General features: G+C 73.2%; 13 protein-coding genes and 2 tRNA genes. 2 read left to right on the forward strand and 13 right to left on the reverse strand.

Going from position 1 to position 13,528, the window contains the following annotated elements; all coding sequences use genetic code 11:
- Window positions 1-62 precede the first annotated feature (62 nt).
- The 3 genes from recQ to cydD form a co-directional block, all read right to left on the reverse strand.
- On the reverse strand, window positions 63-1,892 hold the full coding sequence (gene recQ, locus ACFFIC_RS00920) for a DNA helicase RecQ (protein WP_377048130.1): 1,830 nt from the start codon (window positions 1,890-1,892) through the stop codon (window positions 63-65).
- A gap of 147 nt (window positions 1,893-2,039) precedes the next feature.
- Window positions 2,040-3,692: a thiol reductant ABC exporter subunit CydC gene (gene cydC, locus ACFFIC_RS00925; RefSeq protein ID WP_377048131.1), complete on the reverse strand. Its 1,653-nt coding sequence runs from the start codon at window positions 3,690-3,692 to the stop codon at window positions 2,040-2,042.
- Window positions 3,689-5,359 carry a thiol reductant ABC exporter subunit CydD gene (cydD, locus tag ACFFIC_RS00930; protein ID WP_377048132.1) on the reverse strand — a complete coding sequence of 557 codons (1,671 nt, stop codon included), beginning with the start codon at window positions 5,357-5,359 and terminating at the stop codon, window positions 3,689-3,691. Before cydD ends, cydC begins: the two co-directional genes overlap by 4 nt.
- 102 nt (window positions 5,360-5,461) lie before the next feature.
- On the opposite strand from cydD, the gene ACFFIC_RS00935 reads away from it, so the two are divergent.
- Complete coding sequence (locus tag ACFFIC_RS00935) at window positions 5,462-6,370, forward strand: polysaccharide deacetylase family protein (RefSeq protein ID WP_377048133.1); 909 nt, start codon at window positions 5,462-5,464, stop codon at window positions 6,368-6,370.
- On the opposite strand, the gene ACFFIC_RS00940 is transcribed toward ACFFIC_RS00935, so the two are convergent.
- Entirely contained in the window at window positions 6,371-7,489 is a 1,119-nt protein-coding gene (locus ACFFIC_RS00940) for an S-(hydroxymethyl)glutathione dehydrogenase/class III alcohol dehydrogenase (RefSeq protein ID WP_377048134.1), read from the reverse strand. It abuts the gene before it with no gap.
- A gap of 74 nt (window positions 7,490-7,563) precedes the next feature.
- On the opposite strand from ACFFIC_RS00940, the gene ACFFIC_RS00945 reads away from it, so the two are divergent.
- A complete protein-coding gene (locus ACFFIC_RS00945) occupies window positions 7,564-7,977 on the forward strand; it encodes a PaaI family thioesterase (RefSeq protein ID WP_377048135.1) in 414 nt (137 codons plus the stop codon).
- 12 nt (window positions 7,978-7,989) lie between these two features.
- On the opposite strand, the gene ACFFIC_RS00950 is transcribed toward ACFFIC_RS00945, so the two are convergent.
- From ACFFIC_RS00950 to ACFFIC_RS00990, 9 genes are all read right to left on the reverse strand, one after another.
- A tRNA-Arg gene (locus ACFFIC_RS00950) sits at window positions 7,990-8,066 on the reverse strand.
- A 15-nt stretch (window positions 8,067-8,081) separates the two neighbouring features.
- Window positions 8,082-8,393 carry an ETC complex I subunit gene (locus ACFFIC_RS00955; protein ID WP_377048136.1) on the reverse strand — a complete coding sequence of 104 codons (312 nt, stop codon included), beginning with the start codon at window positions 8,391-8,393 and terminating at the stop codon, window positions 8,082-8,084.
- A gap of 43 nt (window positions 8,394-8,436) precedes the next feature.
- A tRNA-Pro gene (locus tag ACFFIC_RS00960) sits at window positions 8,437-8,510 on the reverse strand.
- A gap of 51 nt (window positions 8,511-8,561) precedes the next feature.
- Window positions 8,562-9,839, reverse strand: coding sequence for a serine--tRNA ligase (gene serS / locus ACFFIC_RS00965; protein ID WP_377048137.1), 1,278 nt, complete (start codon window positions 9,837-9,839; stop codon window positions 8,562-8,564).
- A 9-nt stretch (window positions 9,840-9,848) separates the two neighbouring features.
- Window positions 9,849-10,637 carry a twin-arginine translocase subunit TatC gene (gene tatC, locus ACFFIC_RS00970; protein WP_377048139.1) on the reverse strand — a complete coding sequence of 263 codons (789 nt, stop codon included), beginning with the start codon at window positions 10,635-10,637 and terminating at the stop codon, window positions 9,849-9,851.
- 19 nt (window positions 10,638-10,656) lie between these two features.
- A complete protein-coding gene (gene tatB, locus ACFFIC_RS00975) occupies window positions 10,657-11,223 on the reverse strand; it encodes a Sec-independent protein translocase protein TatB (RefSeq protein ID WP_377048140.1) in 567 nt (188 codons plus the stop codon).
- 149 nt (window positions 11,224-11,372) lie between these two features.
- Window positions 11,373-12,071 carry an SMC-Scp complex subunit ScpB gene (gene scpB / locus ACFFIC_RS00980; RefSeq protein WP_377048141.1) on the reverse strand — a complete coding sequence of 233 codons (699 nt, stop codon included), beginning with the start codon at window positions 12,069-12,071 and terminating at the stop codon, window positions 11,373-11,375.
- The gene (locus ACFFIC_RS00985) at window positions 12,061-12,837 is read right to left on the reverse strand and encodes a segregation and condensation protein A (protein WP_377048142.1); all 777 of its coding nucleotides are present in this window, start codon (window positions 12,835-12,837) and stop codon (window positions 12,061-12,063) included. The genes scpB and ACFFIC_RS00985 overlap by 11 nt, the downstream gene beginning before the upstream one ends.
- Window positions 12,834-13,523, reverse strand: a complete 690-nt coding sequence (locus tag ACFFIC_RS00990; protein ID WP_377048143.1) for a site-2 protease family protein — start codon at window positions 13,521-13,523, stop codon at window positions 12,834-12,836. Before ACFFIC_RS00990 ends, ACFFIC_RS00985 begins: the two co-directional genes overlap by 4 nt.
- Window positions 13,524-13,528: the final 5 nt, after the last annotated feature.

Raw genomic sequence — 13,528 nt, forward strand, 5'->3', positions numbered from 1 at the left:
ACTCCGGCACTCGCCCCGGTCTGCTCCCCGCCCGCCTCGCTCCATTCAAGGCCGGCATGCCCTCAGCCCGAATCCCGCAGCACCCGCAGCACCGCCTGCCCATAGCGCTCCAGCTTCGAGGCGCCGACACCGTGGACGGAGGCCAGCGCGTCGATGTTGCCCGGGCGGCGGGCCGCGATCTCCTCCAGCGTGCGATCGGGGAAGATGACATAGGCGGGCACGGACTGGCGCGTCGCCTCCTCCTTCCTCCAGGACCGCAGCGCCTCGAAGGAACCGGCCTCCGCCGGGGCACCGCTGAAGGCCGGGCGCGGACCGTCCCGCCCCTGCCGCTGACGCCGCGGGGCACGGGCGGCCTCGCGCAGGGCGGATTCCTGCAGCAGCACGGGTTGCGCACCCTTCAGGATCGGGCGCGCCGCCTCGGTTGCCTGGTAGATCGGGAACTTGCTGTCCGCGGCCATCTCCAGCGCGCCCCGGGCCAGCAGGTGACGCGCGATGTTCTTCCACGCCCCTTCGGCCACGTCTTGCCCGATGCCGAAGACCGAAAGGCTGTCGTGGCCGAAGGAGCCGACCTTTTCCGTCCGGTTGCCCCGGAGCACGTCCACCACATGGCCCAGGCCGAAGCGCCCGCCGGTGCGGTGCACGGCCGAGAGCAGCTTGCGCGCCGCCTCCGTCGCGTCCACCAGCCGGGGCGGGCGCAGGCAGGCGTCGCAGTTGCCGCAATCCTGTTCCAGGTCGTCGCCGAAGCAGCGCAGCAGCAGGCGGCGGCGGCAGGTCGCGCTTTCCACGATGGCGACGAGGCGATCCAGCCTCTCGTGGTCCAGGCGCTGCTGCGTCTCGGCGGCCGGGCTCTCGGCGATGCGGCGCCGTGCCACCGCGATGTCCTCGGCGCCGTAGAGCAGCAGGGCGCGGGCCGGGGCACCGTCGCGCCCGGCGCGGCCGATCTCCTGGTACCAGGCCTCGGGGCCACCGGGCAGGGAAAGGTGCGCCACCCAGCGCACGTCCGGCCGGTCGATGCCCATGCCGAAGGCGATGGTGGCCGCCATCACCACGGGGTCGCCGGAGGAGAAGCGGCGCTCCGCCGCGCGCCGGTCGGCGGGCTCCATGCCCGCGTGGTAGTGCAGGGCGTCGAAGCCGTCGCGCTTCAGGCGGGTGGCCGTGCGCTCGGTTTCCGCGCGGCTCGGGCAATAGATGATCCCCGCGCCCCGGCCATCGTCGGCCTCCTCCATGAAGGCGGCGATCTGGGCCGTGGGGTTGTCGCGCGCCGCGACCTCGATCCGGATGTTCGGGCGGTCGAAGGAGCCCCGGAACACCGGCGCGTCCGTCAGCGAGAGGCGCTCGCGGATGTCGTCCACGGTGCGGGCATCGGCCGTCGCCGTCAGCGCCACGCGGGGAACGTCGGGGAAGCGCTCGGCCAGCATGGTCAGCGCGCGGTATTCGGGGCGGAAGTTGTGGCCCCAGGCGGAGATGCAGTGCGCCTCGTCCACCGCGAACAGCGCGAGGTCGCGCCGCGCGAGACGTTCCGCCGTGCCCTCCAGCGCCAGGCGCTCGGGCGAGACGTAGAGAAGCTTCAGCTTGCCGTTCGCGAGGTCGCGCGAAACCCGCCCGCGCTCCTCCTCGTCCAGCCCCGAATGCAGCGCGGCGGCGGCGACGCCCTGCTGGCGCAGCGCCGCCACCTGATCCTCCATCAGCGCGATCAGCGGCGAGACCACCACGCCGAGGCCCGGCCGGCACAGCGCCGGCACCTGGTAGCAGAGGGACTTGCCGCCGCCCGTCGGCATCAGCACGAGGCCGGAGCCGCCGCCCGTGACGTGCTCCACGATCTCGGCCTGGCGGCCTCGGAAATCCGGGAAGCCGAAGACGTCGTGCAGCACCTCGCGCGGGTCGGCGCTCATGCGCCGCGCCCCGCAGGCGTTGGGCGCCGGGCCACGGCGGGAGCGGCGTGATGTTCGGTCGGGTGCATGGGGTCCGGTGCAGATGGGGCAGCAGGGCCGCGCCCGACAGGGCACGGCCGCGGAACAAGGAAGCTCAGGGCATGAACTTCAGGACATGGCCGGCAGCGCCCGCCCGCCCGCCAGGCGGAGGATGCGCGTCGGCCGCTCCACCCCTGTCAGGCGGTGGGTGATCAGGATGGCACTGCGCCCGCCCAGCGCCGTGTCGAGCGTTTCGAGAAAGCTGCGCTCGGTCGCAGCGTCCAGTCCGGCCGTGGGCTCGTCGAGGATGATGACCGAGGCCGGAGAGAGCAGCGTCCGCGCCAGCGCGATACGCCGGGCCTGCCCGCCGGAGAAGCGCGCGCCGGCCTCCCCGCAGCGGGTGTCCAGCCCTTCCGGCAGGGCGCGGACGAGGTCGGCGATGCGGGCGCGCTCCAGCGCGTCCCAAAGGGCCGCATCGGGCGCCCCCGGGGCCGCGAGGCGGAGGTTCGCGGCGATGCTGTCGTCGAACAGCGTCGCGTCCTGGGTCAGGCAGGCGATATGGGCGCGCACGACATCGGCCGACAGCGTGTCGTAATCCGCGCCGCCCAGGGTGATGCGCCCGGCCGACGGTGCCGCGAGCTTGAGCAACAGGGCGGCCAGCGTGGACTTCCCGATGCCGGAAGGCCCGAGAAGCGCGATCCGCGCCCCCTCGGGCACCTCGAGCGAAAGGTCCTCGAACACCGGGCCGCGCTCGTCGTCCCACGCAAAGGCCACGCCGCGCACCGACAGCGCGTGCCCCACCGGCACGGCCGAGGCAGGCGGGTCGGGCACGGGAACCGGATGGTCCGCGGCCTCGAGCAGGCGCCGCGCCCCGGCGGCGGCCAGGGCAAGGGCGGCACCCGCGCGCGGCAGGGCGCCCAGCGCGTCCGCCGCCGCCAGCACCAGGAACAGGGCAACCACCACCGAGGCCGCCGCGCCCCCGCCGGACACGCCCCAGGCCAGGGCGCCGAGCAGCGCGCCCTGGGTCAGCACCGTGCCGGCCGCGCCGCCGAGGGAGCCGGCCCGGGTCAGCCGGCGGCGCTCCCGGTCCATCCCCTCGGCCGCGGCCTGCACCCGGTCCATGGCGCGGCCTTCGGCATTGGCCGCCAGGATGTCCTCCATGGCCGTCAGGGGCTCCACCGCCTCGGCCCGCAGCGCGCCGGTGGCAGCGGCGGTGCGCGAGGCCGCGCGGGCGGCGAAGGGGGCGATCGCAAGCGGCAGCAGCAGCGCCAGCGCCAGCGGCAGGGCCACGATGGCGGTCAGCACCGGCGAAAGCCCGCCCAGGATCACCGCCACGGCCAGCACCACGGCGGCGGCCGCCGCCATGGGCACGAGAGCGCGGAGATAGAGCCCGTCCAGCGCCTCCACATCCGTGACCAGCCGGCCCAGCAGGTCGCCCGAGCGGGTCATGCCGGGGCCCGCGGAAAGGCGCTGCGACAGGCGGCGGAAGAACCAGGTGCGGGTATCCGCCAGGGCGCGGAAGGTGGCGGCATGGGTCGTCATGCGCTCGGCCCAGCGCAGGAAGGGACGGAGAAAGATCAGCGGGCGGAGGAACACGAGCAACCCCGCCCCGGCCGCCAGCGTGCCGGTGGCCAGCCCCTGCGCCACGCCGCCGCCCGCCAGCGCCAGCAACGCCACCCCCGCCAGCGCCGAGGCGCAGGCCGTGGCCGCGCCGAAGAACAGCCACAGCCCCCGCGGGCGCCACAGGCCGAGGATCCGCAGCAGGTCGCGCGCGGCGGTCACGTCGCCACCGCCCGGCGCTGGGCGACCACCCGCCCCTCGCTCATCTCCAGCACCTTGGGGAAGCGGGCGCGCAGCGCCGCGGAGTGGCTGGCGATCACGGCGGTCCGCCCCGTGCAGAGCCGGCGGAGGCTCTCGATCACCTGGGCTTCCGTCGCGGGGTCCAGATGCGCGGTGGGCTCGTCCAGCAGAACCAGCGGCGCGTCCCGCAGGAAGGCCCGGGCGAGCGCCACGCGAAGGCGCTGCCCACCCGAGAGCCCGTGCCCGCCCTCCCCCACCACCGTGTCCAGCCCGTCCGGCAGCTCGGCCGTGAAGGCGCTGACCTGGGCGGCGCGGGCGGCGGCCTCGACGGCGGCGTCCTCGGCATCCGGCCGTGCGAGCCGGATGTTCTCGCGAATGGAGGCGCGGAGAAGCACCGGGCGCTGGGGCAGGTAGGCCACCAGCCGCCGCAGCTCGGCCGGCGCCAGGGCCAGGGCGTCGCGGCCGTTCAGCGCGATCCGCCCGGCATCCGGGCGCGAGAAGCCGGCGAGCAGCTTCAGGATCGTGGACTTGCCGGAACCGCTGGGGCCGGAAAGCACCAGCGCCTCACCCGGCGTGACGCGGAAGGAGACGTCCTCGACCGCCAGCGGGCGCGCCGGGTCGGGCTGGTGGGACAGGTGCTCCACCACCAGCGTGACGCTGGGCGGCACCTCCTCCAACAGCAGGCCGGCGGGCACGGGGGCGTCCAGGATGGGTGAAAGCGCCGCCGCGGCGCCCTGGGCCGAGACACGCTCGTGATAGGCGGTGGAGAAGGCGCGCAAAGGGGCGAAGAAGGCGGGCACCAGCAGCAGGCAGAACAGCGCCGCCTCGGGCGCGGGGTGCCCCTCGGCGGCCAGGATGCCGTGGCGCCAGGCCAGACAGCCTAGCACCGCCGCGGCGATCAGCTCCAGCACGCCGGTGGACAGGAAGGCAAGGCGCAGAACCCGCATGGTGCGCACCCGCAGCTCCTGCGCCGCCACGTCCAGCGCCCGCGCCTCATCCTCCTGCCGCCGGAACAGAACCAGGGTGGGCAGGCCGCGCATCCGGTCCAGGAAGCGGCCCGAGAGGCGCTGAAGGGCGTCGAACTGCCGGCGGCTGGCCACCGCCGCGCCGATGCCGGACAGGGCCATGCCAACGGGCACCAGCAGCCCGGCCGCGATCAGGATCATGCCACTGAGCGCATCCGCCGCGCCGGCCGCGAAGGCGACCATGAGCGGCGCCACCACCGCGAGGGCGGCCGCGGGGATCCAGCGGGCGAAGTAGCCGTCCATCGCCTCCACGCGGTCCACCGCCAGCGCCGCACCCTCGCCCGCCGGGCGGCTCGAAGGGGTTTCGGCCAGCAGGCGGGAGAAGAGGCGGCGGCGGAGGGTGGAGCGCGCCGCCTCCCCGGCTCGGGCGGACGCCGTCTCCTGCGCGACGACCAGCGCCACCTGCAGCAGGGCGAGCGCGGCCGCGCCCACCAGCGCGCCGCCCGCGGCCGGGCCGTAGCCGAGCAGGGCCGTGAGAAGCCCGGCCACAAGCCAGGCCTGCGCGATCCCGGCCGCCGCGGCGGCCAGGCCGAGCAGGATCGGCACCAACAGGGCCGCGCGCCCTTCCCGCGCGGCGGCGGAAAGGAGGGCACGGGCGGGATCTCGGCCAGCACGTCGGGACATGATCGCCCGGTTCTAGGACAATCCCGCGCGCGGCGGAATGCGGCATAGCTGTCCCGCCCCCATCCGGGCCGCGCCGAGTCCCGTTCCGTTTCGAGGTTCCCCATGCTCCCCACCCACGGCCGCCACGGCTACCACCCCTGGCGGGGCCGCCCGCGATGGAACTGGCCGGGCGGGGCGCGGCTGGCGGTCTATCTCGGCGTCAACCTCGAGCACTTCGCCTTCGGGGAAGGATTGGGGGCGGAGCTGGCGCCCGGGGCCAACAGCGGGGGCGGGCCGCAGCCGGACGTGCTGAACCATGCCTGGCGCGACTACGGCAACCGCGTGGGCGCCTGGCGGCTGCTCGAGACGCTGGACGAGCTGTCCCTGCCCGCGACCGTGCTGGCGAACTCGGCGATGTACGACCACGCGCCCGAACTCATGGCCGCGCACCGCGCCCGCGGCGACGAGGTCGCCGGCCACGGCCGCACCAACTCCGAGCGCCAGTCCACCCTGCCCGAGGCGGAGGAGCGTCGCCTGATCGCCGAATCCTCCGCCGCCATCGCCCGCCAGGAGGGCACCCCGCCGCGCGGCTGGCTTTCGCCCTGGATCGCGGAAAGCCGGGCCACGCCGGACCTGCTGGCCGAGGCCGGCTACCGCTACACCCTGAACTGGTGCAGCGACGACCAGCCCGTCTGGCATGCGACCCGGCACGGCCCGCTGATGGCCATCCCCTACCCCCAGGAGGTGAACGACATCCCTGCCATCATCGCCCGCAAGGACGGCGCGGCGCAGTTCGCCGAGATGATCGTCGAGGATTTCGAGGAACGGCTGCGCCAGGTGCGGGACGGGGTGGCGCAGGTGATGGGGATCGCGCTGCACCCCTACATCATCGGCCAGCCCTACCGCATGCGGGCCCTGCGCCGGGCGCTCGCCCATGTGGCGGCCCGGCGGGAGGCGGTCTGGATCACCACCGCCGGCGCCGTCTTCGACCACGCGGCCGCCCTGCCACCGGGGATGATCCCCGGCGGCTGATCAGAAGGTCACGACGGAGCGGATCGACTTGCCCTCGTGCATCAGGTCGAAGGCGTGGTTGATCTCGTCGAGCGGCATGGTGTGGGTGATCAGGCTGTCGATGTCGATCTTCCCGTCCATGTACCAGTCCACGATCTTCGGCACGTCGGTGCGCCCGCGCGCGCCGCCGAAGGCCGAGCCCCGCCAGTTGCGCCCGGTGACGAGCTGGAAGGGACGGGTGGAGATCTCCTGCCCGCTCGGCGCCACGCCGATGATGATGGAGGTTCCCCAGCCGCGATGGGTGCATTCCAGCGCCTGGCGCATCGTGGCCGTGCTGCCCACGCATTCGAAGGAGAAGTCCGCCCCGCCGTCGGTCAGGTCCTGGATTGCCTGCACCACCTTGTCGCGCCCGACCTCGTCCGGATTCACGAAATGGGTCATGCCGAACTTCCGGGCCATCTCGACCTTGCCCGGGTTCAGGTCGACGCCGATGATCCGGTCGGCGCCCACCATGCGCGCGCCCTGGATCACGTTCAGCCCGATGCCGCCCAGGCCGAAGACCACCACGTTGGCGCCCGCCCAGACCTTGGCCGTGTAGACCACGGCGCCGAGGCCGGTGGTCACGCCGCAGCCGATGTAGCAGATCTTGTCGAAGGGCGCGTCCTCCCGGACCTTGGCCACCGCGATCTCGGGCAGCACCGTGAAGTTCGAGAAGGTGGAGCAGCCCATGTAGTGCCAGAGGGGCTTGTTGGGGTTCTCGCAGGAGAAGCGGCTCGTCCCATCCGGCATGATCCCCTGCCCCTGGGTGGAGCGGATGGCCGTGCAGAGGTTGCTGCGCTGGGAGAGGCAGGTTTTGCACTGCCGGCATTCGGGCGTGTAGAGCGGGATCACGTGGTCGCCGGGCTTCACCGCGGTCACGCCCGCGCCGACCTCGCGCACGACGCCCGCGCCCTCGTGCCCGAGGATGCAGGGGAACTTGCCTTCGCTGTCCAGGCCCGAAAGCGTGTAGGCGTCGGTGTGGCAGACGCCCGTCGCCATGATCTCCACCAGCACCTCGCCGGGCTTGGGGCCCTCCAGGTCCACGGTCTCGACCGTCAGCGGCTTGTTGGCCTCCCAGGCGACGGCGGCGCGGGTCTTCATGCGGGCGGCTCCCCTTCCTTGCGGCGCGATGGTTCTATCCCCGCCGAAACCGGCGGACCAGGGGAGGACAGGGCGTGCTGCTTGCGGAACTGACGGCGCGGGTTCGGGAAGGGGTGCCGCTGGCGGGCGCGCTCGGGATCGAGGTGCTGCGGGCGGACGCCACCTCCGCCGAGGTCCGGCTGCCGCCATCCGCGCTGTCCCTGCGCCCGGGCGGCACCGCCTCGGGCCCCGCGCTGATGACGCTGGCCGACGTGGCCATCTGGGTTCCGCTGCTGGTGGCCACCGGCGGCGCGGACGACACGCGCACGGCCCAGCTCCAGGTCGCGTTCCTGCGCCCGGCCGGAAACCGCGGCGTGGTGGCGGAGGTCCGCATCGTCCGCCAGGGCCGAACCAGCCTCTACGCCGAGGTCTGGATGCGCGCGGAGGGCGAGGAGAAACCCTGCGCCCACGTCACCTCCACCTGGCTGCGGGCCCCGGCTGGTCGCTGAGGCCGGGGAAACTGGCGCACCCTGAGGGACTTGAACCCCCAACCAACCGGGTAGAAGCCGGTTGCTCTATCCAGTTGAGCTAAGGGTGCGAAAGCAGGGCCGCCTCAGTGGGTCCAGTTCACCAGGCGGTCCGTGCGGAAGTTGTCGGCATAGGACTTGGGCCGCAGCGCCGGCACCTGGCGGCGGCGCTCCACCTCGTAGGGAATGCCCTTGGACTTCGCGTAGGCCTCGGCCTGCTCCAGCGTGTCGAAGCGCAGCTGCACCTGCCGGTTGGTGTCGCCCGAGCCGTACCAGCCCGTCAGCGGGTCGATCCGCTTGGGCTCGGACGGGGCCCATTCGAAGATCCACTCGTCGGTGCGTCCCTGGCCGGACTGCATGGCGTTGCGGGCGGGCGAGTGGATTCGGGCGATGCTCATCGGGGATCACTCATCAGCGGAACTCCGGCGAAAGGTCTCAAATTCGGGGCGGCGGGATTCGAACCCACGGCCTCCTGTACCCAAAACAGGCGCGCTACCAGGCTGCGCCACACCCCGTGAGACCGCGCGAACCTATGGGCGCATCGCCCCGGGCGCAATGGGTGCGCTTCACGAGGCCGCCGGGATCGCCTCCAGCCCACCCATGAACGGCCTGAGAACCGTCGGAATCGCGATCGAGCCGTCCTCCCGCTGGTGCGTCTCCAGCACCGCCACCAGCGCCCGCCCCACCGCCACGCCCGAGCCGTTGAGGGTGTGAAGGAACTGGTTCCCCTTTCCCTCCCGCGGCTTCATGCGGGCGTTCATGCGCCGTGCCTGGAAGTCCCGGCAGTTGGAACAGGAGGAAATCTCCCGCCAGGCCCCCTGCCCCGGCAGCCACACCTCCAGGTCATAGGTCTTGGAGGCGCCAAAGCCGGTATCCCCGGCACAGAGCAGGACCCGCCGCCAAGTCAGCCCGAGCTCGGTCAACACCCGCTCGGCACAGCCGGTCATCCGCTCGTGCTCCTCGGCCGATTGGTCGGGCGCGGTGATCGAAACCATCTCCACCTTGGAGAACTGGTGCTGCCGGATCATGCCCCGCGTGTCCCGCCCGGCCGAGCCGGCCTCGGAGCGGAAGCAGGGCGACAGGGCGGCCAGGCGGATGGGAAGTGCTGCCTCCGGCACGATCTCGCCCCGGACCGTGTTGGTCAGCGGCACCTCGGCGGTCGGGATCAGCCAGCGGTGGTCGGTGGTCTGGAACAGGTCCTCGGCGAATTTCGGCAACTGGCCGGTGCCGTGCATGGAAGCGTCGTTCACCAGCAGCGGCACGGCCGTCTCGGTGTAGCCGTGCTCGTCCACCTGGAGGTTCAGCATCCATTGGCCGATCGCGCGCTCCAGCCGCGCGAGCGGGCCGCGCAGCACGGTGAAGCGGCTGCCGGACAGCTTCACGGCGGTGGCGAAGTCCATGCCCCCCAGCGCCTCGCCCAGCTCGAAATGCTGCCTGGGGGCGAAGGGCAGGTTCGGGATGTCGCCATGCTGCCGGAGAACCACATTGGCCGCCTCGTCCCGGCCCTCCGGCACATCCTGGTCCAGCAGGTTGGGCAGGGCTTCGAGGATGCGGGTCTGCGCCGCCTCGGCGGAGGCGGCCTCGGCGTCCAGGCTCTCCATCCGGGCGCGCAGCGCCGTCGCCTCGCCTTCCAGCGCCGCGGTGTCGGCGCCGGCCTTCTTGCCCTGGCCGATCTCCCGCGCCAGGGCGTTGCGGCGGGCCTGGGCCTCCTGCGCCGTGGTCTGGGCGGCGCGGCGGGTGCTGTCCAGCGCCAGGAGCTCGGCCGAGACCGGGGGAAGGCCCCGGCGCGCCAGCGCGGCGTCGAACGCGGCCGGATCGGCGCGAACGGCCCGGATGTCGTGCATGAGCTGGCCTCAGGTCGTCGGGGGTTTGGGTTTCGGCGTCATCCAGACGGCGGCCAGGATGGACAGCTCGTAGAGCGCGAGCAGCGGCACCGCGAGCCCGACCTGGCTGATGATGTCGGGGGGCGTGAGGATCGCGGCCGCCACGAACATCCCGACGATCGCGTAGCGCCGGCCGCGCCGGAGCTGCTCCACGCTCACGATGCCCACGCGCGCCATCAGCGTGATCGCCACGGGCATCTGGAAGGCGACGCCGAAGGCCAGGATCATGTGCATGACGAGCGAGAGGTATTCCGACACCTTGGCCTCGAGCTGCACGGGCAGCCCGCCGCCGCCGGTCGGCGTCTCGAAGGAGATGAAGAACTTCCAGGCGAGCGGGAAGATGAAATAATAGGCCAGCGCCGCCCCCATCACGAACAGCACGGGGGAGGCCACCAGAAACGGCGTGATCACCTTCTTCTCGGACTTGTAGAGCCCGGGCGCGATGAACAGCCAGAGCTGGGTCGCCCACATCGGGAAGGAGAAGAACACCGCTCCGAAGAAGGCCACCTTCAGGTAGGTGAAGAAGGCTTCATACAGCGCGGTGAAGATCATCCGCCGCTCGCCGCCGCCCTGCTGCATCAGGATCTCGGCCAGCGGGCGCGCGAGGAAGCCGTAGATGGCCGTCGAGAAGTAGTAGCAGAGCGCGAAGGCGATCCCGAAGGCGCCGATCGACCACAGGAGGCGCGTGCGCAGCTCCAGCAGGTGGTCGATCAACGGCATGGGCTTGTCGTCGATCGTGTCGTCGGGGTCGCGGGACACTGGTGCTGGGGCTTCTTCGTCAGGCTGTGTGGGGCGCGGGCCGCGCCGGGGCTTCAGCCGCCGGCGTGGTCACGGGTGGGGCGGCGGGGGGCGGCACGGCCTCGGCGGTCGCCACCGGCACGGGGTCCGGCCGCCAGGCGGGCGCCTCCGCGGCGGGCGGCACCGGCTCGGGCACGGAGGCCACCTCCACCTCCCCGGCCGGGGTGGTCGCGTCACCCGGCGGGGCGCCGTCAGGCAGCGCGGCCTCGGTGCCGGCGGCGGGCGCCGCGTCGGAGGTGGGCGGCGGGGGCGCACGGAAGGGGTCCTCGCGCATGGTGCGCGTCAGCGTCCCGTCCTCGTCCACGGCCTTCTCGATGGTGGACTTCAGGTCGAAGTTGCGGATGTCGCGGATCTGGTCGCGCACGTCCTCCAGCTTCGCCTCGCGCACCACCTCGTCCAGGTGTCCCTGGAACTCGCCGGCCATGCGGCGCAGCTTCTGGATACCGCGGGCGACGCCGCGGACGGCGTCCGGAAGGTCCTTGGGGCCGATCACCACCACCGCAACGACGGCGATCAACGCGATCTCGGACCAGGCGAGGTCGAACATGTTTCTCCGATCACCCGTGCCGGGCGGCCGGCCCGCGCCTGCGGCGCGCACCGGTCCCTCGCGGGGCCGCTTCCGTTAGCAGAACTCGCCCGCACGACAAATGGGGCGCACCGAAGATGGTGCGGGGCGGCGCGCGATGGAAGCCGCGGCTACGCGCTGCCCGCCGCGGGCGCCGCGAGGGGAAGGCCCGGCTCGGGCAGAAGCTCCTCGCGGCGCGGCAGGTCGCGCAGGCCCGAAAGGCCGAACTGCTCCAGGAAGCGTGGGGTGGTGGCCCAGAGGGTGGGGCGCCCCGGTGCCTCCTTCCGGCCGCGCGGTGCCACCAGCCCGTTCTCCAGAAGGGTTTCAAGCGTCGCCTGGGAGAGCGCCGTGCCCCGGATCTCCTCGATTTCCGCACGGGTGACGGGCTGGTGCCAGGCGATGATGGCCAGCGCCTCCATGGCCACGCGCGGCAGGCGGCGCGGCACCTCCACCACCCGGGTGAGCGTGGGCGCGAGGTCGGGGGCGGTGCGGAAGGCATAGCCGCCGGCAACCGGGACGAGGTTCACCCCCCGTCCCTCATAGGCCCCGGCCAGCGCGGAAAGCGTCTCCACGGCCCCCTGCCCGGCGGGCAGCAGGGGCTGGAGCCGGGCGGCGGTGACGGGGGTGGCGGAGGCGAAGACCAGGGCCTCCGCGATGCGCAGGGCTTCGGAAGATGGCGGCAGGGGCGCGGCGCCGCCCTCCGCAGGCGACTCGGCGTCCAAACCCGCGTCCCCCCCGGCCGGGGCCGGCAGGGGCTCCGCTGCGGAGGGTTCGCCGGTGATCCCGGGGCCGGGCCTCTCCCCGTCGGGCATGTCGGGATCAGGCGGCATCGGCTTCGCGGTCCTTGGCCATCCCGGTGCCGCGCGGAGGGCGCAGCAGGATCGGGCTGAAGGGGGCATCCTGGTGCAGCTCCGCCGCCCCGATCTTGGCCATCTCCAGCCCCGCGACGAGGGTGCTGGCCAGGGCGGCGCGGCGCTCGACCGGGTCCATCTCGGATTCCGGCAGAAAGCCCGAGAGCTCCGCCCAGCCGGGCACGGTGCCGACCAGGCTGCGCAGGCGTTCCAGCGCGTCCTGCACGGTCCAGACCCGGCGCGGGCGGGGGCGGTAGGGCCTGCGGGCCGCGGCCCGGCGAAGCACATCCGTATAGGCGCGCAGCAGGCCCGGCAGGTCGGCCGCCAGCGCCGAGCGGTCCTCCAGAACCAGCGTTTCCGGCCGCCCCCGCGCCATCACGTCCCGCCCGAGGAAGGGTCGCGCCGCCAGCCAGGCGGCGGCCTCGCGCATGCGCTCCAGCTCCCGCAGCCGGTCCGCCAGGGCTTCGGCCAGCGCCTCGGCATCCTCCTCCGCCTCGGGGTCGTCCGGAAGCAGGAGGCGGGACTTCAGCCAGGCGAGCCAGGCCGCCATCACCAGCCAGTCCGCCGCGATCTCCAGCCGCACCCGGCGCGCGCCCTCGATCACCGCGATGTACTGGTCCACCAGCGAAAGGATGGAGATGCGGGCGATGTCCACCTTCTGCGCCCGCGCGAGGTCCAGCAGCAGGTCCAGCGGCCCCTCGAACCCCTCCAGCGTCAGGTGCAGGGCGGGGCCGGGCTCGCTCATGCCCCATGGCCGGTGAGGTTCAGGATGACCTGCGCGGTGGGCAGCACCACGGCCCGCACCAGCCAGCGGAGCGGGTCAGTGCCCGGAAGCGCCATGGGAAGCAGGAACAGCAGGCCCAGCACGATGAACAGCCCCACCCGCTCCAGCCGCAGGAAAGGAATGCCGATGGCGGGCGGCAGCAGCCCGCCGACGATCCGGCCGCCATCCAGCGGCGGGATCGGCAGGAGGTTGAAGGCCGCCAGCACGAGGTTGCCGATCAGGGAAAGGACCAGGAAGGATTCGAGCCAGTCCAGCAGGTTGTCCCGCCCCGGCCCCTGCAGCGGGTGCAGCAGCACGGCGGCCAGCACGGCGAGGCAGATGTTGATGGCCGGCCCGGCGGCGGCCACCAGCACCATGCCGAAACGCGGGTTGCGCAGGCGCATGATGTCCACCGGCACGGGCTTGGCCCAGCCGAACATCACGTCCACCCGGCCCGAAACCAGAAGCTGGGAGATCAGCAGAAGCCCCGGCACCATCAGCGTGCCCACGGGATCGACATGGCGCAGCGGGTTCAGCGAAAGGCGGCCCATCCGCGCCGCCGTGTCGTCGCCCAGCGCGCGGGCCGCATAGCCGTGGGCGGCCTCGTGCAGGGTGATCGCGAAGATGGCCGCGAGCGCCGCGGCCGCGAAATCGGGAAGCCAGTCCATCGCGG

The sequence above is a fragment of the Muricoccus vinaceus genome (genome assembly GCF_042433125.1).
In the GTDB taxonomy this organism is placed as follows: domain Bacteria; phylum Pseudomonadota; class Alphaproteobacteria; order Acetobacterales; family Acetobacteraceae; genus Roseomonas; species Roseomonas vinacea.